The sequence below is a fragment of the Synechococcus sp. O70.2 genome (genome assembly GCF_047462135.1).
Taxonomy (GTDB): domain Bacteria; phylum Cyanobacteriota; class Cyanobacteriia; order Thermostichales; family Thermostichaceae; genus Thermostichus.
This window is the reverse complement of the sequence record NZ_JANSIS010000001.1, coordinates 1-21,542: the sequence shown is the minus strand read 5'-3', so window position 1 is coordinate 21,542 and position 21,542 is coordinate 1. Positions and strand designations below refer to the sequence as shown.

Genomic DNA, 21,542 nt, shown 5'->3' with positions numbered 1-21,542 from the left:
TTTCCTTGTTTCGTCCGCTTCCCCTTCCGGCGTTCACTCCTCACAGAGTTGAATATAAACCATCTCCAAGGCCAGGACAAGCTGGGCCGCCTAAATTTTTCCCTGAGGCTCCACTTAAGAATGGGGATTGCCAGGATCCAAAGCCAACAGCTCCGCTTCGCTCAGCAGGGGGATCCCCAATTCTTGAGCCTTTTTGAGCTTGGAGCCAGGGTCTGAACCCACCACCACGTAGTCTGTTTGGCGGCTAACACTGGCGGTTACCTTGCCGCCGCGGCTTTCAATCCAAGCCTTGGCCTCCTGGCGAGACAGGGTAGGCAGGGTGCCGGTAATCACAAACTTCTTCCCAGCCAGCACCTGAGCAGCTATAGGGGACTTTTGCGGAGGCAGGGCAGGGATCCCTAACTCGCGCAGCTCCTGCAGGAGCTGCTGGTGGGCTGGATCGGCAAACCAGGACACCACTGCCTCGGCAATTTCTCTTCCTATCCCGTAGATTTGGGCGATGTCCTCGATGCTGGCCTGGGCCAAGAGTTCAGGGGTGGGGAAGTGCTGGGCCAAAGTTTGGGCAGTGACCACTCCCACATGGGGGATCCCCAAGCCGTAGAGCACACGCTCCCAGGGCTGTTGGCGGGAGCGCTGGATGGCTTGTACCAGCTTCTGGCTGGAGCGGGATCCCATTCCCTCCAAGCTTTCCAACTGTTCCGGGGTGAGGCGGTAGAGATCGCTTACGGTGCGCACTCCTAGCTTTTCCACCAACTGGGCTACTCGCTTTTCCCCTAAGCCTTCGATATCCAGAGCGTCGCGGCTAGCCCAGTGCTGTAGTTGACCCCTGATCTGGGCGGGACAGTCGGGATTAGGGCAGCGGGTTATCGCCTCGCCAGCAGGGCGAACCAAAGGGGTGCCGCACTCGGGACAGTGGCTGGGCAGGCGATAGCGAACGGCATCGGGGGGGCGCAGCTCCTTGAGGATCCCCACCACCTCAGGGATGATCTCGCCTGCCTTGCGCACGATGGCGGTGTCGCCAATGTGGACATCCAGCTCCTCGAGGCGATCGGCGTTGTGCAGGCTGGCACGGCTGACGGTGGTGCCGGCTAGCAGCACCGGCTCCAGCTCCGCCACCGGCGTGACGGCTCCGGTGCGGCCCACGCTGGCCACGATGGCGCGGATGCGGGTGGGGACTTCCTGGGCAGGGTATTTGAGGGCAATGGCCCAGCGGGGGAATTTTTGCGTAAAGCCGGCCTCCTCTTGCAGCCGCAGGGAGTTGAGTTTAACCACCACCCCATCGCAGGCATAGGGAAGCTGGGCCTGCCGCCACCGCTCGTAGAACTGGGCCACCTCTTGGAGGTTCCGACAGACCTGGGAAAGAGGATTGACAGGCAATCCCAGTTCTTTCAGCCGCTGCAGACACTCCCACTGGGTTTGGGGAGGATCCCCGGCGGGCCACCCCTCCGGCCAGTGGAGAGCGTAGGCAAAGAAGCTAAGCTTGCGGGCGGCAACCACGCGGCTATCCAATTGGCGCAAGGTGCCGGCGGCGCAGTTGCGCGGGTTGGCAAAGGGAGGATCCCCAGCGGAGCAGCGCTCGCGGTTGATGCGCTCGAACTCGGCAAGGGGAAGATAGGCCTCTCCTCGCACCTCCAGGACTGGCGGGGGATTGGCGGTTGCCAAGCGCAGGGGAATGGAAGGGATGGCACGGACATTGGGGGTGATGTCTTCGCCCACTTGGCCATCGCCGCGGGTGGCCCCCCGCTGGAGCAGCCCATCCACGTAGGTCAGCGCCAGGGCCGCGCCATCGATTTTCAGCTCGCACACGTACTCCAGCTCCCCTTCTTCAGGAGTCCGCCCCAGCAGCCGCAGCAGGCGCTCCTGCCATCCTTTAAGCTCTTCCAGGTTGAAGGCATTTTCCAAGCTGTAGAGGGGAACGCGGTGGGAAACCGTAGGAAACTGCTCGGCGGGTTTTTCCCCTACCCGCTGGGTGGGGCTGTCGGGGGTAATCAGCTCGGGATGGGCCTGCTCTAGCTCCTGCAGCTCGCGGTAGAGGCGGTCGTAAACGCTGTCTTCCAGGATGGGGGCATTGTGGACGTAGTAGGCGATGCTGGCTTTTTGCAGCAGGGCGCGCAGCTCACGGGCGCGTTCTTCCAGTTTGGGATCCATACCGTCGTATCCAGCTAGCCCCTAGGGGAGCACTACGCTTGTTCTAGCAGCCTTGGGGAGGCGTATCTGCCAATTTTTGCTCCTGCAGGTATTGGTAGGCTTGGGCGGCAGCGGCCATTTCCGCCGCCTTTTTGGAGCGCCCCTCGCCGCGGCCCCAGCATTGGCCTTGGCCCCAAACTTCCATGGTGAAACGGGGCGGGTGCTCCTGGGCAGCCACGAGGCGATACTCTGGCAAAATGCCCCACCAGCGCTGGGTTAGCTCCTGCAGCGCAGCCTTGGGGTTGCGACGAGTGGGATCCTGGAACCACTGCTCTACCCGTTGGCGAAAGTAGGGATCCAGCCAGGGGTGCAGCCGGGACAGGGTGTGGATGCCCCAGCTGAGGTACAGGGATCCCAGCAGGGCCTCAAAAGCATCCGCCAGGCGTCGTGCCCGACCCGCCAAGTCGTTTTGGCAGCTAGATCCCAGCTCGAGGTAACGCTCCAGGCCATGCAGATCCGCCAGTTCCGCTAGGTGAGCATCGCTGATGAGATCGGAGCGAATTGCTGTTAGTTCTCCTACTGACAGGTGAGGATAGGACTGGAACAAGAACTCAGTGGCCAAAATCCGTAGGACGGAATCCCCCAGAAACTCTAGCCGGTCGTTGTTGCGCTGGCCATCCCGGGAAGGGTGAATCAAAGCCTGATCCAGTAAGTCCCAGCGCAATTGCTCCAGCCAGGTGGGATCTTTGAACCCTAGGCGAGCTAGCAATTGCTCCAGCAAGCGACGACGGGGCAAGATGAGTTCAACCATACAGCTCAAGCCAAACTTGCAGCCCCTTGAGGGAGGAGGGCAGGAAGGCAAAACCGCCCTTAACCCCCTAGGCGCTGAGTTTCTGTCCAAATCATACATAGTCGCTGCTGGGGATCGCGGTAACGTGGGGATAGGAGCCTAGAGGCTCCAAGGGCAAGCAAAGAGTGCGGTCTCATGCTGCCGAGTGGCTCCAAAAACCCCGCCCAGCCAGCGGCCCAGTCTGGGCAAGAAGTTGAGTCCCCAGGCCCGCGGACCACAGCTCCCTACGTGGTGTTGCATGGCCATTTCTACCAGCCACCGCGCGAGGATCCCTGGCTGAACCGCATTGAGCGCCAGCCCAGCGCCCACCCCTTCCACGACTGGAACGAGCGCATTCTGGCGGAGTGCTATCGGCCCAACGCCTTTGCCCGCATCCTTGATGAGCAAGGGCAGGTGGTGCGCATTGTCAATAACTATGAGTTCATGAGTTTTAACTTCGGCCCCACCCTCCTTGCCTGGCTGGAGGAGCACGACGTTGAGGTCTACCAGCGCATCCTGGCTGCCGACCGTCTCAGCGCCGAGCGGCTGGAGGGAAAGGGCAATGCCATTGCCCAGGTCTACAACCACGTCATCCTGCCCCTAGCCAATGAGCGGGACAAGTACACGCAGATCCGCTGGGGAATCGCCGATTTCCAGCATCGCTTTGGCCGCTTCCCCGAAGGCATGTGGCTGGCGGAAACTGCTATCGATGCAGCAACGGTTAAGGCCTTGGTCGACTGCGGGATCCGCTTTGTCATCCTAGCCCCCAGCCAGGCGCAGCGCATTCGCCCTTTGGGGCAAACGGAATGGATCGATGTCAGCCAGGGCCAGATCGATCCCAGCCGGCCCTATCGCTGCTTTACCCCCGACCGAGGCGGCTACCTAGACGTTTTTTTCTTTGACGGCCCCATCTCCCGCGACCTTGGCTTTGGCGATATTGCCTACAGCACCCAGGCGCTGGCGGAGCGGCTCCAGTTGGCCATTCGCCCTGACCGAGAAGTCCAACTCATCAACTGTGCCACGGATGGCGAGACCTTTGGCCACCACAAACGCGGAACCGAGCGTACCCTGGCCTATGCCTTCTGCGAGGAGTTTCCCCGCCGAGGCTGGCAAGTGGGCAACTACGCCCATTTCCTCAGCCACCACCCTCCCACCTGGGAGGTGCAACTAAAGCCAGTTACTGCCTGGAGCTGTGCCCATGGGGTGGGGCGGTGGTCACAGGACTGTGGCTGTGGGGCAGTGCCTGGCTGGCACCAACGCTGGCGGCAACCGCTGCGGGAGGCCCTCAACTGGCTGCGGGATCAGTTGGCCGAGATCTACGAGACGGAGGCTAAGGCCTACCTGCGGGATCCCTGGCTGGCTCGGGATCGCTACATCGAGGTGATCTTGGATCGGGAGCGCAGGGAGGCATTTTTGCAGGAGCACCAAAGCCACCGCCTCACTGCCGAAGACCGGGTGCAGGTGCTGCGCCTGTTGGAGATGCAGCGCTACAGCCAACTGATGTTCACCAGTTGCGGCTGGTTCTTTGAAGAACTCGCTCGCCCTGAGGGGGTGCAAATCCTGCGCTATGCGGCGCGGGCCATTGAGTTGGCAGCGGCTGCCACCAAGGTGGATCTGGAGGAGGAGTTTCTGCTTCGCCTAAGCAAGGCCCCCAGCAACCTCGAACTCTACAAAGACGGCCGAGGAGTTTACCAAGCTTTGGTGCGCCCCCGCCGGGTTAGCCCGCAGCGGCTCGTGGCCCAGCACGCCATGCTTTCCCTGGTCAACGGCGTACCTCGCTCCTCTGGGTATGTGCTGGAGCCGGTGGATCAGGAGCGCCTAGCTATAGGAGGATCCACGCTGCTGGTGGGGAGGGTGAAGCTCTCTTTTCCCACCACCTCTGAAGAGCACGACCTCACCTACGCTCTACTCCACCTGGGCGGCTGGGACTTTCAATGTGGCGTCAAGCCGTTTCCAGGGCAGCGCGGCTACGAGCAGTTGAAAGCCAGTCTGCTGTCTAGCTCCCGCAGCCGCATCCAGCTCGTCCTAACCCTGCAAGAGCTGCTGGGACCGGAAACCTTCGACCTCAACGCCCTAACGGAGGAAGACCGGCAGCAGATGCTGCGCTGGCTTACCCAGGACACGTTGGAGCGCTTGGCCCAGCTCTATCGCCAAACCTACCTGGAGAATTACGGGGTTTTGATGGCTTTTCGGGCCGATGGCCTGCCGATCCCGGAAGAGCTGTTGGCCGCCGCCCAGATTACCCTCAACCAGCGCCTATTGAGCAGCTTACGGGCCATGGAAATAGAAGAGGGCAAGCGGGATCACCTGCTGGAGTTGCGAGCAATTGCCCGCGAGGCAGAGCAGTTGGGGTGTCAGTTGCGGCAGGAAGAGGCAGCCCGGGTCTTGGATCGGCTCTTGCAGCGGGGGATGTGGCAGCTGGCCCAGGCAGCCGACCCGGAAACCCTCAGCGAGCAGCTCCACAACTTGGAAGAGTGGCTGCAACTGGCTGCCGATCTGGGCCTGCCCATCCGCTTGGATCGCCTCCAAGAGCTTTACTTACTAGGGTTAGAGCGCCAGCAATCAGGACTGCTCCGCAGCGCCCTAGAGCGCGCCCGTGGCCGGATCCCTGCCGAAACCCTACGCCGCTTGCTTCAGCTGGGACAACAGCTTCGCATTAATGTCGGTGCCTGGCTACAGCAGCTACCGCCCCCGGCCGCTACCGAGGGCTAGCCCAGCCCCCATCGGGATGACAGGATTCGAACCTGCGACCCCTTCGTCCCGAACGAAGTGCGCTACCAAGCTGCGCTACATCCCGTGATCCAAGTTACAGCGCAACAATTCTAGCACGCTGACTAGCCAAGCACGATCCTCGCTGAGCCAATCTGCGCTAAGCTGCAAGAGCCCACCTTTCCGTAGGCGAGGTATGCCTCAGCCCAAGGGTTTTAGCCCCTCGCAGCCCGAAAAACAGGCAGCAAAGACCAAAGCCGCCAAGCGCAAGGAAGCAGCCAAACGCTACGACGAGCTGAAAGCCAAAGGAATGCCGGAGTTTGCCATTTTTGCCCGGCGCCGCCAGGCTGAGCCCGGCAAACCCAACCCTTGGCTGCCTGTGGGATCCCTGGCGGTCAGTCGCTCCAGCGCCATCCACCAGGCCATCTTCCAAAACGAGGAAGAGCTTAAAAAAGCAGCCGTCCGCCTCTTTCCCCGTCTTGGCAAAGTTAAAGACGAGCTGGAATTTGGCTTTCGCCTCAAAGACAAAGAGTTTCAGGACGAACCTATTCAGGTGGCAGTCCGACCCCAGCCTTCGCCCTTTCAGCTTTGGATGGACAAGGTGCGCAGGTGGCTGGGCCTGGGCAAAAGAGCTACCCAAACCTCCGAGAAAGGCTAGGTGTGGCAAATGTGCTCCCTGTCGCAGGAAGGGCTGGGGGAGCAAAAGAAGCACAGCCCTTGGGGAGAGCTAGGTGACGACGTCCGGCTGCTGCCGACCAGTGCGGGCGCGAATCTGGGCGAAGTGATCCGCTAGTTGGATCAGGTCGGCCAGGGCCGCCTGGGGATCCAAACCCTGCCGCCTGGGATCTGGCTCAAACCGCTCCAAGTACACCCGCAGGGTGGCGCCGTGGGTGCCGGTGCCAGAGAGGCGATAGACGATGCGCGAGCCATCCTCAAAGCCGATGCGGATCCCTTGGTGGCGGCTGGTGCTGCCGTCTACGGGATCGGTGTAGCTGAAGTCATCGGCATAGGCCACCGTCTGCGCGCCAAAGCGCTGTCCCACCCAGCCGGACACGGAGCGCCGCAAGTGCTCCATCAGCTCCTCGGCCACCTCCACCGGCAGCCCCTCGTAGTCGTGGCGGGAGTAGAAGTTGCGTCCGTAGGTGCGCCAGTGCTCTTCCACAATCTGCCGCACCGACTGCCGCCGCACGGCGAGGATGTTGAGCCAAAAGAGAACAGCCCAGAGGCCATCTTTTTCGCGGATGTGGTTGGAGCCGGTGCCGAAGCTCTCCTCGCCGCAGAGGGTGACTTTGCCGGCATCCAGGAGGTTGCCGAAAAATTTCCAGCCCGTAGGGGTTTCGTAGCAAGGGATCCCCAGCTTGGCCGCCACTCGGTCTGCCGCCTGGCTGGTGGGCATGGAGCGGGCGATCCCGGCCAGCCCCTCCCGGTAGCCGGGCACCCAGTGGGCGTTGGCAGCCAACACTGCCAGGCTATCGCTAGGAGTTACGTAGAACTGGCGGCCCAGGATCATGTTGCGATCCCCATCCCCGTCGGAGGCGGCGCCGAAATCCGGCCCATCCTCCCGAAACAGCAGCTCCACCAGGGCGCGGGCATGCACCAGGTTGGGATCTGGGTGGAGGCCGCCAAAATCCGGCAGCGGCTGGCCGTTGAGGACACTGCCCTGGGGCGCTCCTAGAGCTTTCTCCAGGATGGCGTGGGCATAGGGGCCAGTGACGGCGTGCATGGCGTCGAAGGCGATGCGAACCCCAGAGGCCAGGTAGTCGCGGATGGCGTCAAAATCGAATAGGCACTGCATTAGATCCAGGTAGTCGGCCACAGGGTCGATAACGCAGACCGTCAGGGATCCCAGCCGTTGCTCCCCTAGGCGATCCAGATCTACGTCCGGGGCCTCTAGGATGCGGTACTCGCGGATCCGCTGGGTGCGGGCGTAGATGGCCTCGGTCACCTTCTCCGGGGCGGGGCCGCCGTTGCCGATGTTGTACTTGATGCCAAAGTCTCCTTGCGGACCGCCGGGGTTGTGGCTGGCTGAGAGGATGATGCCGCCGTAAGCTCCGTATTTGCGGATGAGGCAGGAGACCGCTGGCGTGGAGAGGATCCCCCCTTGACCTACCAACACCCGCCCAATCCCGTTGGCTGCCGCCATCTTGAGCAGGATCTGGATAGCCTCTCGGTTGTAGTAGCGGCCATCTCCCCCAACCACCAAGGTTTGGCCGGCAGATCCCTCGAGGACGTCAAAGATGGATTGGACAAAGTTCTCCAGGTAGTGGGGCTGCTGGAACACCTGTACCGGCTTGCGCAGGCCGGAAGTGCCAGGTCTTTGGTCAGGGAAGGGGGCAGTGGTGACCGTGCGGACGCTCATACCCTAGGCTGGCGAAACTATCCCGTTCCTCGAGGCAGAACTTGGCCAGAGCGGTACCTGAACCTGCTACTTCACTAGCTCGAAGACGTTGAACATGGGCAGGTACATGGCCACAATGATGCAGCCCACCATACCACCCAAGATCACAATCATCAAAGGCTCAAGCAAGCTGGTCAGGGCGCGCACTGCCTCCTCCACTTCCAGCTCGTAGAAGTCGGCTGTCTTCATCAGCATGGCATCCAGCTCCCCCGTCTCCTCGCCGACGCTGATCATCTGAATGGCCATCAGGGGAAACACCTTGGCCTTAGCTAGGGCAGGGGCGATCTGCCCCCCCTCCGAGATGGATTGGCGAGCGGCGTCGATGGCGTTGGCCACCACCTGGTTGCCTGAGGTGTCCCGCACAATTTCCAAGGCAGTCAGCACCGGCACGCCAGAGCGGGTGAGAGCGCCAAAGGTGCGGCAGAATCGGGCCACCGCCGATTTCTGGATCAGATCCCCGAAGAGAGGGAGCTTGAGGGCCAGCGCGTCGATGGTCTCCTTGCCAGCCGGGGTGCGGTAGAAGCGGCGAAAGGCAAAAAAGACCATTACCAGAAAGCCCACCAGACCCAAGCTGTACTGGGGTGTGCGTAGGAACTTGCTGACGTTGATGAAAAACTGAGTAAGGCCAGGCAGCTCCCCCCCCAAGTCGTTGTAGATGCTCTCAAAAGTGGGCAAGATGAAGAGCACCATGCCCAAGAAGATCAAGACAGCCAAGATCGTCACCACCACTGGGTAGGTCATGGCCGACTTGATCTGCTTCTGCAGGCGATCCATGTCCTCCAGCAGCTTGGCCAGGCGGTTGAGCACCTCATCGAGCACGCCGCCCACTTCCCCTGCCTGCACCATGCTGCAGTAGAGGCTGTCGAAAGCATCTGGATAGGGGCGGATGGAGTCGGAGAGGTTTTTCCCCGCCTCCACCTCCGCACGGATGGCCCTCAGGTATTTTTTGAGCTTGGGGTTGCCAGTCTGCTCCTCCATGATGGTGAGAGAGCGAACCATCGACACGCCGGCGTTGATGAGAGCAGCAAATTGCCGGGAGAACACCGCCTTGTCCCGAATGTCGATGGATCGCAGCATTGAGAAATCGAAAGACGTATCCAGGGAGAAAAAGGGCTTCTCCTCCTGAATGTCCTCCGGTTTGGCGAAAATCCCCTCGCGGCGCAGCCGTGCGCGAGCCTCGGTCAAGTTGTTGGCCACCACCGTCAGGCGTACCGGCTGACCGGCCTTTAACCCCCGAACCTTGTAGCGCGGCATGGCTTACCCCTGCTTGGATGCTTGCTAAAACTCCGGAGTGGGATCCCTTGGCTTAGTTTTGCAACCTCAGCCAAACCGCCACTCTCCCCCAGCTAGAGCTTAGCTACAGATGAGACCGGCGGCCAAAGGCTGGCGAGGAACTTCCAGGCAGGGATCTCTAGCGACGGACAGCAGCCGCTGCTGGCCGCTGCTGTTGAACTGCCGCGGCTGGGGAAGGCCCGGCAACGTTGCCCAAAAGCCGCTGCAACTCCTCAGGACGAGAGGTCTTGGACATGGCCGTCTCGAAGTCAATCTTGCCCTGCAGGTAGAGGTTGGCCAGATCCTGCTCCAGGGTTTTCATGCCCTGCTTGCCGCCCGTCTGGATGGCCGAGTAGATCTGGGCCGTCTTGCCCTCCCGAATGAGGTTGGCGATGGCTGGGGTGACCACCATGATCTCCTGCACCAGCACCCGGCCTGGCTCCCCTGGCTTGGGGTTGAGGCGGCGGGCCAAAGTTTGCGAGAAGACGGCCTTGAGAGAGTTAGAAAGCTGCACGCGAATCTGCTGCTGTTGCTCCGGCGGGAACACGTCCACCAGGCGATCCACCGTCTGGGCAGCCGAGCTGGTGTGCACCGTGGCAAAGCAGAGGTGGCCGGTTTCGGCGGCGGTGATGGCTAACTGGATGGTCTCCAGATCCCGCATCTCCCCGATCAAAATCACATCCGGATCTTCCCGCATCGCCGCCCGCAGGGCATTGGCAAAGCTCTTGGTGTCTTCGCCCAACTGCCGCTGGTGGATGATGCTGCGGATGGGGGTGTAGATATACTCAATGGGATCTTCAATGGTGAGGATGTGCTCAGCTCGCTCGCGGTTGATGAAGTCGATGATAGCGGCCAAAGTGGTGGATTTGCCGGATCCCGTTGGTCCCGTTACCAGCACCAGGCCCCGCGGCAGTCGCGCAACTTCCTTGCAGATGTCGGGCAGGCCCAGCTTTTCAATGCTGGGGATTTCCGAGGCCAGAGCTCGCATGGCGCAGGCATAGGCGCCGCGTTCGCGATAGACGTTGACCCGGAAGCGCCCGATCCCGCGCACGCCGTAAGAGCAGTCCAGCTCCCAGTTCTGCTCCAATTGTTTTCGCTGGGTGTTGTTCAACATGCTGAAAATGAGCCGCTGCACCTCCTCAGGCGTGAGGGGATCATACTCTGTTGGCTGGAGTTCGCCATTGATGCGGAAGTAGGGAGGCAAGCCGGCTGAGATGTGGATATCGGAACCGCCCCTCCGGATGATTTCTTCCATCAGGTCTTCGATCATCAGTTGTTTCATAGGACTTCCCTCTCCAATCAATGGCGTGAGTTGCTCTGTTGAAGCTGACAAGAGTCAAACTAAAACTTCGGCGTCAAGCAGTACGGACAATCCATCCACTCCACTCGCAGGGCAGCACCGCAGTTGCGGCAGGTGCTAAGGGCCTTGGCACGAGCCTTCAGCTCGGTCTCCAAGCCTTTGTCGGTGAGGATGACTCGATCCACCTCCTCCAGCGTGGTTAGCCCCTGCTTCACCAGCATCAGACTGTAGGCCAATAGGGTCTTCATGCCGCTTTCAACTGCCGCCTCCCTGAGCACCTCGGTGGGAGCCCCCTTGTTGATCAACTCAGCCAAGCGGTCGTTCATGCGCATGAACTCGTACACCCCCACCCGGCCTTTGTAGCCCACGCCCCCGCAGTTCTCACAGATGGGTTTGCCGGTGGCCTTGCGCTGTTCTATCTCTTTGGGGGAGAGCTTGTTGGCTTTGTAGAAGGTCAGCTGTTCGTTGTCGCCGCTGAGGCTAAGGCCATAGCGGGCCAGTTCCTCGGGGGTAGGGTGGTACGGGATCCGACACTCAGGACATACCCGCCGCAGCAGGCGCTGGGCCAGCACCCCCAGTAGGGAACTGGAGATCATAAACGGCTCGATCCCCATCTCCGTCAGGCGGGCGATGGCACTGGGGGCATCGTTGGTGTGCAGGGTAGTCAACACCAGGTGACCGGTGAGGGAGGCTTCGATGGCGGTTTTGGCTGTCTCGTGGTCGCGGGTTTCCCCCACCAGGATGACATCCGGGTCTTGCCGCAGAAAAGCGCGCAGGATCATGGCAAAGTCCATGCCCTTCTCCCGGAGAACCTGTACCTGGGTGATCCCCGGCAGAGAGTACTCGATGGGATCCTCGGCGGTGCTGATGTTGATGCCTGGATCGTTTAGCTCCGCCAGGGCCGAGTAGAGGGTGGTGGTTTTCCCGGATCCAGTGGGCCCGGTTACCAGGATTAGACCAAAGGGTCTCCTCACAACGTCCTTGAAGCTGGCAAGGGTCTCTGGGTCGGTGATCAGCGTATCCAAGCCCAGTTGCGTGGCGGAGTTATCCAGGATGCGCAGGACAATCTTTTCCCCGTAGCGGGAGGGCAGGGTGCTAACGCGAAAGTCCACCTTGCGCCCTTTGAACATCCGCCGAATGCGCCCGTCCTGAGGCAAGCGCCGCTCGGCAATGTTCAGGTTGGCCATGATCTTGAATCGAGCGGTAAGAGCAGGAATGATCTTTTTGGGGAAGTTCTCAAAAGCCTGCCGCAGCACCCCGTCCTTGCGGAAGCGAATGCGCAGGTTTTCTTCTTGCGGCTCGATGTGGATGTCAGATGCCCGTTCCTGCAGGGCCTTGACCAGGATTTGGTTGGCCAATTTGATGATCGGGGCATCGTCTGCCGATTTGAGTTGCTGCTCCAGAGAGGTCTCGCCGGCCTCATCAACAGCGACATCCTCGATGCTGTCTAGATCAATCTCGGCAGTGTTGACCACCACCTCTTCTTCCTCTTGGGGGGCAACTTGGCTGGCGACATCTGTGTCGTTGATCCCCTTGACAGCCAGCAGTTCCGCCTGTGCATCCATGTAGCGGTTGATCAGGGTCTCGAAGTCCTGCTGGGTGAAGACCCGCCGCTGCAGCTTTAGCCCTTGGATGCGGAAGCGCCGCTGAATGTCGTCTAGCGCCTGCAGGTTGTCCGGCTTGACCATTGCCACCACGACCTGGCTGTCTTGGCGGCGAATGGGCAAGAACTTATAGCGGTTGCAGATATCAAGGGGCAAGAGCGACTCAATGAGCTCGCTCATCTCCGCGAGATCCACCGGCTCCAGGTCGGTGTCGAGAGAGGGGATCCCGTAGATAACTTTGAGCTCAAAAAGCTGCTGTCGCTTGTAGGCCCGCTCCAGGTCAGGTGTGAGCTCCTTGCCCACAATGTTCTTGACCGCCAGGGCCAAAACTTTGCTGCCGCCCTCTCGATCCGCTTTGAGGGCATTTTGAATGTCTTGGATTTGCTTATCGTCGGCAAAGCCCAGCTCTTTTAGCTTGCGTCCAAAGGGGGTGATGCTGGCATTGGCAATCGCTAAGGCTTTGCTCACGCTGCCGCGACGGGAGGTCAAGGGGGGAGGAAGATCGCTCATAAGCAGTGGCTGGGGCACGCACGATGTGTCCATATTGACTGTAGTTGACCCCCCAGGTCAACGGTAGGGGTAGGAGACCTCACTGGCCCGACTCTGCAACCTGATGGAAATCTAGAAGGGAGAAAGTCGACCCACCTTTAGACTGCTCATGCGGCTTTACGTTGAGCCCTTCACGGTTCACAAGCGCTATGCCCTCGCCCTTAGCCGCGGCACCTATACAGAGGCCACTTTGGCCTGGGTGCGCGTTGAAGAGGAGGGGATCGAGGGCTGGGGAGAGGCTTGCCCCTTCTCGGTGAGCGAGGACTGCTACCAGTCTTTGGAGGACATCTTGGCGGGTTTGGAGGTGGCTAAAGGGATCCTACGCCGCCACTCTCCCTGGGAGCGGCAGGCTGTTGAGGCGGAACTGCTGCAGGCCGGGATCCCCTCGGCAGTGCGGGCGGCAGTGGACATAGCCCTGCACGACTGGATGGGCAAGCGATTGGGGAGGCCCCTCTGGCAGCTGTGGGGCCTAGATCGCTCCCGCATTCCGCCCACGACCCTAACCATCGGCCTCTCCACCCCTCAGGAGGCGCGCCAGCGGGCTCTGGCTTGGATGGAACAGATCCAACAGGCGCGGGCCTTTAAGATCAAGCTGGGCAGCGAACTGGGCCTAATGGCCGATCAAAACCAGCTCATTGCCGTGCAGGAGGTGATCCCGCTGGGATCCCTGATTACGGTGGATGCCAATGGGGCTTGGACACTGGAGCAAAGCCTGAGCATGAGCAATTGGCTGGCGGGGCAGGGGGTGAGCTACTTGGAGCAGCCCCTGGAGAGGGGCCAGGAGGCGAAGCTAATCACCCTGTGGCACGAGTCGAAGCTGCCCATCTTTGTGGATGAGAGTTGTTTTGACAGCCGCGACATTCCTGCCCTAGCGGATCGGGTTCATGGCATCAACATTAAGCTAATGAAGTGTGGCGGCCTTAGCGAAGCCTGGCGCATGATCCACACAGCCAGAGCCCATGGGCTACAGGTGATGCTGGGCTGCTACAGCAACACCGCTTTGGGCAACACGGCAGCGGCCCACTTGGCGCCGCTAGCGGACTACGTGGACTTAGACAGCCACCTCAATCTCGTCGACGATCCCTTCTCCGGGGCTTCGGTGCAGGAGGGCTGTCTCATCCCCACCGACCGACCCGGCCTAGGGGTGGAGTTGCGGGAGTAGGACCATGCTCTCCAGTCAAACTCGGGTGGCCATCCTGCTCCACGGCGGCCTGTTGGGGGAGCACGGCAAAACAGGGCTGGGGCTATTGCGCTATGGGCCTTTTCCAGTGGTGGCCGTCATCGATCGGGAGCAGGCGGGGAGATCCCTGGCCCAACTCACGGGCATTGCCAAAGACATTCCCATCGTAGCCTCGGTGCAAGAGGCGCTGGTTTACGGCCCCGAGGTGTTGGTGATTGGGATCGCTCCTTCCGGCGGCCAGTTGCCCCCGGAGTGGCGGGAGGAGCTCTGCCAAGCCCTGCAAGCCGGCTTGTCTTTGGTGAACGGGCTGCACACCCCCCTAGCGGAAGATGCCCAGTTGCGGCAGTGGCTGCAGCCGGGAGCCTGGATCTGGGACATTCGCCGCGAACCTCCTGGTCTGGGAGTAGGGAGGGGCCTAGCTCGCTCTCTCCCCTGTCGGCGGGTACTGACGGTGGGCACCGACATGGCCGTCGGCAAAATGTCCACCAGCCTGGAACTGCACCGGGCCAGCCTGAAACGCGGCCTGCGTTCTCGTTTCTTGGCCACCGGCCAGACGGGGATCCTCATCAGCGGCGACGGAGTGCCTCTGGATGCAGTGCGGGTGGACTATGCCAGCGGCGCTGTGGAGCAACTGGTGCTGCGCTATGGCTTTGACCACGACATTCTGCACATTGAAGGTCAGGGATCCCTGCTCAACCCCGCTTCCACCGCCACCCTGCCTTTGCTAAGGGGATCCCAGCCCACCCATCTCATCTTGGTGCATCGAGCTGGGCAGACCCACATCAAAGGGATGAACGATGTGCCCATTCCTCCCTTGCCTAAGGTGATCGAGCTGTACGAACAAGTGGCTGCAGCTGCTGGCGCCTTTGCCCCTGCACCGGTGGTGGGGGTAGCCCTCAATACCTTCGGTTGGGAAGAGGAAGCGGCCCTGGCCCAGATCCGCCAGGTGGAAGCAGAGACGGGCCGGCCCTGTACCGATGTGGTGCGCTTTGGGGCCGATCCTTTGTTGGACGCCATTCTCTCGGCAGGCTAGCCTAGAGCGCTCGGAGCCTGAGCTTCCTTGGAGCTGGTCTCGCTGTCGAGCACCTCCAAAATAGCCTTGGCCGCACGGGCCAGAACTCCCGGCTCCCCCAGAGCTGCCCGCATGGCGGCGTAGTCAGCCTGCAGTTGGGCGCGGCGCTCGGGCCGGGTCAGCAGCTCCAGCGCCAGTTGGGCAATCCGTTCCGGCTGGGCCTCCTCCTGGAGCAGCTCCGGCACAATGGGACGCATAAGCACCAAATTGGGGGGAGCCATAAAGGGCACCGACACCTTTAGCCAATGGCGGGCTAGCCAAAAGGTGAGCGGGTTGAGGCGGTAGACCACCACTTGCGGGATCCCCAAGATGGCTGCCTCCAGGTTGACGGTGCCCGACTTGGCCAACACCAGGTCAGCAGCCGCCAAAAGCAGGTGATGGGCCTTTGGAGGGGAAGGGCGAGGCAGGAAAAGGGTGAGATCCTCCAGCCCATAGCGGCGGGCGGCTCGGGCAATTGGGGCAGCAAAATGGGGCGAGGCCAGCGGCGCCCAAAACTGCACCTGGGGCAGACGAGCCCGCAGCAGCCGCGCTGCCTGAAGCAGGACAGGCAAAACTGAGCGCAGCTCCTGACGGCGGGAGGCGGGCAGCAGCGCCACCACCGTTGCCTCCTCCGGGATCCCCAACTCCGCCCTGGCCTGCGCACGACCGGGGACACTCGCCAAAATATCCAGCAGGGGGTGGCCGACATAGCAAACCCGGGCACCTGCTGCGGCGTAGTAGCGGGCCTCTTCGGGGAAAATGGCCACCATCAGTCGCATTTGCTGGGCTAGGCGGTAGGTGAGGCGGCTGCTGGGCGACCACACCCATTCCTGGGGGGCAATGTAGTAGACGGCAGGGATGCGCCGCCGCTGCAACAGGGAAGCCACGCGGCTGTTGACGCCGATGTAGTCTACCAGGATGGCTAGATCTGGTGGATCTTGCTCTAGGAAGCGGCGGATCTTCCACTCCGCCCACAGCGCAGGGAGGACGAAGGGAAGGGCCTCCAGAATACCGATGGAGCCAATTTCAGTTGTGCGGTGCAGCAGCCGGGCTCCAGCAGCAACCATCTCCTCTCCCCCAACTGCCGTGATGCGCAGGTGCGGACGCTGGCGCAGCAGCTCGCGGATGAGATGGCCAGCCTGCAGATCCCCGGAGACTTCGCCGGTGCAGACAAACAGATGGCTCACAGGTCGTCCCCGTCCTCGGCATCCTCTTTGCTGCGACGCAAGGCAGGCAGAGGACCACGCCGTTGCGGCTGGGAAAGGGAATCTTCCAAAAATTGCAGCAGGTGTAGCAGGGATCCCGTCTCGTCCACCAGCTCTTTCCCCTCTAGGGAGAGGATGCTCTGCCCGTTCTCGGTTCGCAGGCTCTCCCGCAGCGTTTGCAGCGCCTTTTCCAAGGGCAATCCGGAGCGGTAGAGCAGCCGGTAGGCTTGGCGCAAGGCCGGCAGGGATCCCTCCATCCCCTTGGCCCGCCGCAGTCCCACCAAGTTGAGGCCACGGATGCGGGCTGGATGCCCCTCCACCAGCAGGTAGGGTGGAACATCGCGATCCACCCGACTCATCGCCCCCACCATAGCCAGGCGCCCTACCCGGGTAAACTGGTGGATCCCGACCATGCCGCCGATGCGCGCCTGGGACTCGATGTGAATGTGGCCAGCCAGGGAAACCGCGTTGGTGATCACCACTTGGTTTTCGATGACGCAGTTGTGGGCGACATGGACATAGGCCATCAATAGGTTGTAGTCGCCAATTATCGTCGCCTCCCCCTCGTTGGTGGCTCGGTTAATGGTGACAAACTCCCGAATGAGATTGCCCCTGCCAATGACCAGCTGCGAGGGTGCGCCGTTGTACTTTAGGTCTTGTGGCTCTGTGCCCAGCACCGCTCCTGGAAAAATCTGGTTGTCCTCACCAATCTCGGTCCAGCCCTCGATCACCACATGGGCCCCCACCACGGTGTTGGCACCAATGCGCACATGTTCGCCAATAACGGCATAGGGGCCCACCTGCACCGTCTCGTGCAACTCAGCCTTGGGATGGATCACCGCAGTGGGGTGAATCCGCTGCCGTGAGCGGTGCGGCACACTTGCGAAGTCGGGAGGGGATCCTGCTGAAGCCAACACACTCATCTCCAACTAGCCAGCAACTGGAGCAACGCTCCCAACTCTTTCTTCTCCCCAGCTCACTCAGGCTGCTTGCAGGCGCTGCATGGCTCGATTGTACTCTTGATTGGGAAAACAAGGACGGCTCGGCTGATCCTCAGAGGCCAAAACTAAGCTAGGGGGGGAAAGCACGATGGTACTGGAGACACTGCCGCTGGTTGCCGCTGTAGCCATCGCCATTTTTATGCTGGTCTTCTGGGTGCGGGTAGTTCGAGAGGCCATCTGGACAGCGGTGGGGATCGTGATCCTCCTAGCCGTTTTGTACGTGGTCTTTAGAATCGGCCCGCAGCAGGTGCTCCAGGAGCTGCGAGATCCCTTTGCCCTCCTCGACCAAGTTTGGCAGGTAATCCTGAGTTGGTTCCGGGCTCTTCTCTCCTAGGATCGTTATCCCTTATACAAGGCTCCAGGGGAGCTCAGCCTGTTGAGGGGCTGGCAGCTTCTGCCTTGGCTTTCAACCCTTTCCTTGCCATGCCTTTTGACCAGGATCCACAAGGTCACTTAGAAGCTCTTGCTCTCCTTAGCGGGAGGGAGTTCTCAGACATCCAGGTAGAGGTAGAAGACTTGGGGGAGCGCCGCCGCCAAGTGCAAGGCCGCATCTTGATCCCGGTAGAGCGTCGGCAGGTCTGGCAGGTTTTAACCGATTACGACCATCTGGCGGAGTTTATTCCTAACTTGGTGGAAAGTCGCCTCCTTGGCAGCCAGAATGGCCGCAAACTGGTGCGTCAAGTGGGATCCCAGCAAGTTCTGTTTGCCCGGTTTTCTGCAGCGGTGGTGCTGGCTATCGAGGAAGTGTTTCCCCACCAACTGCGCTTTCAAGAAGTAGAAGGGGATTTCCTCATCTTCGAGGGGTTTTGGGAGCTAGCCGACTGGCTAGAGCAGCAGACCCTGCTCACCTACCACCTGCAGGTGCAACCGCCGCGCCGCATGCCGGTTGGCCTAGTAGAACGGCGCATCCGCCGCGATCTCGCCCTCAACCTGCAGGCCATTCGGGAGCGCTGCCTAAGTCTAGGGGGATCTTCTCCCTAGTTACCCTTGGCTGGGATTGGGGAGCTGCCAAGTCTGCCTGTCCTAAACTAAGAGTCGTCAGGTTTCCTCTCGTCAAATGTCCAGATCCCGCTACAGCCAAGAGGACGTGCAGCAGATCCTGCAGCGGGCCATCGCTCGCCAGCCGCGCCTTGGTGAGTTTACCCGCTCGCAACTGGAGGAGATGGCCGCCGAGCTGGGGATCTCCCCCCAAGAGCTGGAGGAGGCCGAGCGGGAATGGAGAGCCTGGCAGCAACTAACCAACCAACGGCGTGAGTTTCAACGCTACCGCCAGCGGCAGTTTTACCAATTGCTGGGGCGGTATGCCATTGTCAACAGCTTCCTAGTAGGCTTGGATTGGCTCTCCGGCGGAGGGCTGTCTTGGTCGCTGTTTATACTGATGGGCTGGGGCCTGGCTGTTGCCCTCAAGGGCTGGAGCACCTACCAGACGGAAGGGGAACGCTACGAAAAAGAGTTTCGGCAGTGGCAGAAAAAACGCCAAAAGCAGCTCCAGCGCCGATGAGACACCTCTTGTCTTTGAAGGGAAGCCTCTTGAGGGGGTACCCTCGCCAGGTGCTATTATTGTTGGGCAGAAGCAAACACCTGTGCGGGCGTAGTTTAATGGTAAAACCGCAGTCTTCCAAACTGCTGTTGACGGTTCGATTCCGTTCGCCCGCTTGTACTCAAGATCTTTTAGAGATCCAGGCTGCAACCTAGCCCCTAGGTTGGGGAGGCCTGACTGAGGGCTTAGCTAAGGGAGGGGTGAGGTTTGCCTCTCTCTTGAATAGCAGCCAAGGCCTGTCGATGGAGCGTCGGGTTGGCCGCCGCCAACACTTCTCCTCTAGAAGTGCGGGTTAAGGGATCCCCCGACCAATCGGTAATCACGCCGCCGGATCCCTCGATCACGGGCACAAGAGCAGCAAAGTCGTAGAGGGCGAGGCCGCACTCCATCACCAGATCGATGTAGCCGCTGGCCAAGAGGCCGTACTGGTAGCCGTCGCCGCCGTAGGAGGTGATGTGAACCAAACGGCTGAGCTGCTGAAAGCGCTGCTGCTGGTCTGGCTGAGCAAACAAATCAGGAGTGGTACAGCTCAAAGAGGCGCGGCTGAGGTCGGTGGTGGCTTTGCTGCGACTAAGCTGTTGGGTGGAAGGGGTTATCCAGTGGGTTGGTTGTCCCTGCACCCCCACCCAGCGCTCGCGCAACACCGGCTGATCGATGATGCCCAAGATGGGACGATCTTCTTCTAAAAGGGCGATCAAGGTGGCGAAGGTGGGCTTGCCAGTGGAAAAGGCGATGGTGCCATCCAAGGGATCCAAAACCCAGGTATAAGGGGATCCGGTCTGGTGGAAGCCAAACTCCTCGCCAAGGACGTTGTGCTCCGGCACGTGGGCGGCCAGCAACGCCCGCATTGCCCGTTCTGCTTCCCGGTCGGCTATCGTTACGATAGGGGATCTAGCCTCTTTGTACTCGGCCTGCAGCTCCCCGCGAAACAGGGGCCGGATCACCGCTCCGGCTGCGTCGGCTAGAGCCTGGGCCAAGGCAATCCACTCTGGCTTAACCACTCTCTTGCCTACCTCGTCGGTGTTCTCTCCTAGCATAGGGAAAGATTTTCCCTCGGCTATGCGTGCTGGCCGACTGTTAACCCCTCTGGAATGGCTCTGGACCGCAATTGGAGTGATCTTGACCATTTTGGGCACCCTAACCCAGGTGAGCTTGCCGCCTCAGTGGCCAGGGGTGGGAGGATATAGCTTTTCCCTGCAAATCGGCGGCATGCTGCTAACGGCCTGTCTGGCGGGACCGGTGGCGGCAGTGTGCGCCCAGCTTGTCTATCTAGGCTTGGGATTGGCAGGGCTGCAGGTGTTTGCCCAGGGAGGGGGGTGGCAGTACCTGTACCAGCCCGCCTTTGGCTATTTGCTCGGGTTTTTGCCTGCGGCCTGGGCCTGCGGGACGATGGCCTTTCGACAAAGGGATCCCCACCTGCTGCCTACTTCCCTTCTCCCTCGCCGCAACCCCTACCTGCTGCCCAGCATCTCTGCGCCGGTGCGTCTACAGGATTTGGCCGCCGCCAGTTTGGTGGCCCTGGCCCTGGTTCACCTGACCGGGATCATCTATCTCTTGGCTACCCAGCCCTGGAATGGAGAGTTGCTGAAGTTGCTTCGGCTCTACTCCGGCTATACCCTGCCAGGACAGCTTATCGTGGTTAGCTTCGCTGCCGTCATAGCCCTGCTCCTGCGGCGCTTGCTGCTGCTTTAGCGCAAAGACTCTCTATGGCTGGGACGGGAAAAGGGTAGTCCAAAGGCAAGCTGGCTGCAGGGAGGGGGCAAGGGGTTCAGCAGGTTTCTGCAAAGGCTTTGTAGGGAGACGAAAAGATGCAGCGCGCTGCTCTGACTCTTGCGGCCACGGGCCTTTTGGCTACGGCGTTGACCAAGAAAACTGGGTTTCAAGCCCTGCCCTTGAGGGCGGCTTTTTGTATGATGCCCTAGATAGCAGAAGGACAACTTTGCATGTACTTTGTCCGCAAGCTCAAGCTGGGAGTTTCAGACCAACTGCAACTTTTGAGCAGAGCCGCAGGCAAGCTGTACTCCCAGACACTCGTCAGTTTTTGGCGGGTCGTCCGCAAGAAAGGTCTTTGGTTGAAACCTGCCACACTCATGCGTTGGTTTCCCAGTGATCCTGAAAACAGACTTCATGCCCACAGTGCGGATGCTGTTGTCCAAAGTTTCTTTGCCTCCCTAAAGTCGTGGCGAGAACGCCGCAAAACGGATCCCAACGCTCGCCCACCTCGACGCCGTCGGTACTACTACAAGGTGCAGTGGAAGTCCTCAGCCATCACAGTTGAGAGCGGAAAGCTTCGGTTGTCCAACGGAAAAGGCAACAAGCCGTTGGTCGTTCCTTGGGCTTGGGATACGCCTGTCTGGGTAGAAATCGGCTGGGACGGCAAGCAGTATGAGTTGCGGGCTTGCTACAAATTGAGTGATGCGCGGCCCAAAGAAGAGAGGGAAAAAGGCGGTGTTGCCGGTGTGGATCTGGGCGAGGTTCACCTGGCCGTTGCCCATGATGGGGAGAATACCTACATCGCCAATGGCAGGCTGCTTCGTTCCAAGCGCCGCTACCAGAACAAGCTGAAGGCCAAGTTATCGAGACTGATTGATAGAAAGAAGCGTGGTTCTCGGCGACATCGGCAGTTGCTTCGTTCCAAACGGAAGCAGTTGGCCAGGTTGAATAGGCAAATCCAAGATATTCTGCACAAGCAAACTACAAGACTTGTCTCGACGCTGTATGCAAGGGGCGTCCAGACCGTTGTCATTGGGGACATTCGGAATATCAGGGTGTCTGCC

The 21,542-nt window shown here is 60.7% G+C and carries 18 protein-coding genes and 2 tRNA genes; 10 read left to right on the top strand and 10 right to left on the bottom strand.

Going from position 1 to position 21,542, the window contains the following annotated elements:
* Nucleotides 1-114 precede the first annotated feature (114 nt).
* Both ligA and rnc read right to left on the bottom strand, forming a co-directional pair.
* Nucleotides 115-2,148 (bottom strand): NAD-dependent DNA ligase LigA, encoded by a 2,034-nt coding sequence (gene ligA, locus NW812_RS00100; protein ID WP_414392969.1) that lies wholly within the window; start codon nt 2,146-2,148, stop codon nt 115-117.
* Between the two features lie 43 nt (nt 2,149-2,191).
* Entirely contained in the window at nt 2,192-2,938 is a 747-nt protein-coding gene (gene rnc, locus NW812_RS00095) for a ribonuclease III (RefSeq protein ID WP_414392967.1), read from the bottom strand.
* Nucleotides 2,939-3,112: 174 nt separating this feature from the next.
* Between rnc and NW812_RS00090 the strand changes: the two genes are divergently transcribed.
* Nucleotides 3,113-5,668, top strand: a complete 2,556-nt coding sequence (locus NW812_RS00090; RefSeq protein ID WP_414392965.1) for a DUF3536 domain-containing protein — start codon at nt 3,113-3,115, stop codon at nt 5,666-5,668.
* An 11-nt stretch (nt 5,669-5,679) separates the two neighbouring features.
* Here NW812_RS00090 and NW812_RS00085 read toward each other — a convergent pair.
* A tRNA-Pro gene (locus NW812_RS00085) sits at nt 5,680-5,753 on the bottom strand.
* Between the two features lie 108 nt (nt 5,754-5,861).
* On the opposite strand from NW812_RS00085, the gene NW812_RS00080 reads away from it, so the two are divergent.
* Nucleotides 5,862-6,323 (top strand): HHL1-like protein, encoded by a 462-nt coding sequence (locus tag NW812_RS00080; protein WP_414392963.1) that lies wholly within the window; start codon nt 5,862-5,864, stop codon nt 6,321-6,323.
* Between the two features lie 69 nt (nt 6,324-6,392).
* On the opposite strand, the gene NW812_RS00075 is transcribed toward NW812_RS00080, so the two are convergent.
* From NW812_RS00075 to NW812_RS00060, 4 genes are all read right to left on the bottom strand, one after another.
* On the bottom strand, nt 6,393-8,024 hold the full coding sequence (locus NW812_RS00075; protein WP_414392961.1) for an alpha-D-glucose phosphate-specific phosphoglucomutase: 1,632 nt from the start codon (nt 8,022-8,024) through the stop codon (nt 6,393-6,395).
* 66 nt (nt 8,025-8,090) lie between these two features.
* A complete protein-coding gene (locus tag NW812_RS00070; protein WP_414392959.1) occupies nt 8,091-9,317 on the bottom strand; it encodes a type II secretion system F family protein in 1,227 nt (408 codons plus the stop codon).
* A gap of 157 nt (nt 9,318-9,474) precedes the next feature.
* Nucleotides 9,475-10,617, bottom strand: coding sequence for a type IV pilus twitching motility protein PilT (locus NW812_RS00065; protein ID WP_414392958.1), 1,143 nt, complete (start codon nt 10,615-10,617; stop codon nt 9,475-9,477).
* 59 nt (nt 10,618-10,676) lie between these two features.
* Nucleotides 10,677-12,749 carry a GspE/PulE family protein gene (locus NW812_RS00060; protein ID WP_414392956.1) on the bottom strand — a complete coding sequence of 691 codons (2,073 nt, stop codon included), beginning with the start codon at nt 12,747-12,749 and terminating at the stop codon, nt 10,677-10,679.
* A gap of 148 nt (nt 12,750-12,897) precedes the next feature.
* On the opposite strand from NW812_RS00060, the gene NW812_RS00055 reads away from it, so the two are divergent.
* Together NW812_RS00055 and NW812_RS00050 are read left to right on the top strand one after the other, a co-directional pair.
* Nucleotides 12,898-13,950 (top strand): dipeptide epimerase, encoded by a 1,053-nt coding sequence (locus NW812_RS00055; protein WP_414392954.1) that lies wholly within the window; start codon nt 12,898-12,900, stop codon nt 13,948-13,950.
* Nucleotides 13,951-13,954: 4 nt separating this feature from the next.
* A complete protein-coding gene (locus NW812_RS00050; protein WP_414392952.1) occupies nt 13,955-15,001 on the top strand; it encodes a DUF1611 domain-containing protein in 1,047 nt (348 codons plus the stop codon).
* Here NW812_RS00050 and lpxB read toward each other — a convergent pair.
* Together lpxB and lpxA are read right to left on the bottom strand one after the other, a co-directional pair.
* A complete protein-coding gene (lpxB, locus tag NW812_RS00045) occupies nt 14,998-16,206 on the bottom strand; it encodes a lipid-A-disaccharide synthase (protein WP_414392950.1) in 1,209 nt (402 codons plus the stop codon). The genes NW812_RS00050 and lpxB overlap by 4 nt on opposite strands.
* Nucleotides 16,203-17,147 carry an acyl-ACP--UDP-N-acetylglucosamine O-acyltransferase gene (gene lpxA / locus NW812_RS00040; RefSeq protein ID WP_414392948.1) on the bottom strand — a complete coding sequence of 315 codons (945 nt, stop codon included), beginning with the start codon at nt 17,145-17,147 and terminating at the stop codon, nt 16,203-16,205. Before lpxA ends, lpxB begins: the two co-directional genes overlap by 4 nt.
* Nucleotides 17,148-17,313: 166 nt before the next feature.
* On the opposite strand from lpxA, the gene NW812_RS00035 reads away from it, so the two are divergent.
* The 4 genes from NW812_RS00035 (at nt 17,314) to NW812_RS00020 (ending at nt 18,881) form a co-directional block, all read left to right on the top strand.
* Complete coding sequence (locus NW812_RS00035; RefSeq protein WP_414392946.1) at nt 17,314-17,559, top strand: hypothetical protein; 246 nt, start codon at nt 17,314-17,316, stop codon at nt 17,557-17,559.
* An 89-nt stretch (nt 17,560-17,648) separates the two neighbouring features.
* Entirely contained in the window at nt 17,649-18,206 is a 558-nt protein-coding gene (locus NW812_RS00030) for an SRPBCC family protein (protein WP_414392945.1), read from the top strand.
* 76 nt (nt 18,207-18,282) lie between these two features.
* Nucleotides 18,283-18,726: a 2TM domain-containing protein gene (locus tag NW812_RS00025; RefSeq protein ID WP_414392943.1), complete on the top strand. Its 444-nt coding sequence runs from the start codon at nt 18,283-18,285 to the stop codon at nt 18,724-18,726.
* 84 nt (nt 18,727-18,810) lie between these two features.
* Nucleotides 18,811-18,881, top strand: a tRNA-Gly gene (locus tag NW812_RS00020).
* Between the two features lie 69 nt (nt 18,882-18,950).
* Here the strand turns inward: NW812_RS00020 and hisN are convergent.
* Nucleotides 18,951-19,802: a histidinol-phosphatase gene (hisN, locus tag NW812_RS00015; RefSeq protein ID WP_414392941.1), complete on the bottom strand. Its 852-nt coding sequence runs from the start codon at nt 19,800-19,802 to the stop codon at nt 18,951-18,953.
* A gap of 76 nt (nt 19,803-19,878) precedes the next feature.
* On the opposite strand from hisN, the gene NW812_RS00010 reads away from it, so the two are divergent.
* On the top strand, nt 19,879-20,457 hold the full coding sequence (locus NW812_RS00010; RefSeq protein WP_414392939.1) for a biotin transporter BioY: 579 nt from the start codon (nt 19,879-19,881) through the stop codon (nt 20,455-20,457).
* Between the two features lie 251 nt (nt 20,458-20,708).
* The coding region (locus tag NW812_RS00005; RefSeq protein WP_414392937.1) for a transposase at nt 20,709-21,542 on the top strand (834 nt) is incomplete at its 3' end.

Coding starts and splice junctions, on each gene's coding strand:
- ligA (WP_414392969.1), bottom strand. CDS start 2,148: ATGGATCCCAAACTGGAAGAACGCGCCCGTGAGCTGCGCGCCCTGCTG.
- rnc (WP_414392967.1), bottom strand. CDS start 2,938: ATGGTTGAACTCATCTTGCCCCGTCGTCGCTTGCTGGAGCAATTGCTA.
- NW812_RS00090 (WP_414392965.1), top strand. CDS start 3,113: ATGCTGCCGAGTGGCTCCAAAAACCCCGCCCAGCCAGCGGCCCAGTCT.
- NW812_RS00080 (WP_414392963.1), top strand. CDS start 5,862: ATGCCTCAGCCCAAGGGTTTTAGCCCCTCGCAGCCCGAAAAACAGGCA.
- NW812_RS00075 (WP_414392961.1), bottom strand. CDS start 8,024: ATGAGCGTCCGCACGGTCACCACTGCCCCCTTCCCTGACCAAAGACCT.
- NW812_RS00070 (WP_414392959.1), bottom strand. CDS start 9,317: ATGCCGCGCTACAAGGTTCGGGGGTTAAAGGCCGGTCAGCCGGTACGC.
- NW812_RS00065 (WP_414392958.1), bottom strand. CDS start 10,617: ATGAAACAACTGATGATCGAAGACCTGATGGAAGAAATCATCCGGAGG.
- NW812_RS00060 (WP_414392956.1), bottom strand. CDS start 12,749: ATGAGCGATCTTCCTCCCCCCTTGACCTCCCGTCGCGGCAGCGTGAGC.
- NW812_RS00055 (WP_414392954.1), top strand. CDS start 12,898: ATGCGGCTTTACGTTGAGCCCTTCACGGTTCACAAGCGCTATGCCCTC.
- NW812_RS00050 (WP_414392952.1), top strand. CDS start 13,955: ATGCTCTCCAGTCAAACTCGGGTGGCCATCCTGCTCCACGGCGGCCTG.
- lpxA (WP_414392948.1), bottom strand. CDS start 17,147: ATGAGTGTGTTGGCTTCAGCAGGATCCCCTCCCGACTTCGCAAGTGTG.
- NW812_RS00035 (WP_414392946.1), top strand. CDS start 17,314: ATGGTACTGGAGACACTGCCGCTGGTTGCCGCTGTAGCCATCGCCATT.
- NW812_RS00030 (WP_414392945.1), top strand. CDS start 17,649: ATGCCTTTTGACCAGGATCCACAAGGTCACTTAGAAGCTCTTGCTCTC.
- NW812_RS00025 (WP_414392943.1), top strand. CDS start 18,283: ATGTCCAGATCCCGCTACAGCCAAGAGGACGTGCAGCAGATCCTGCAG.
- hisN (WP_414392941.1), bottom strand. CDS start 19,802: ATGCTAGGAGAGAACACCGACGAGGTAGGCAAGAGAGTGGTTAAGCCA.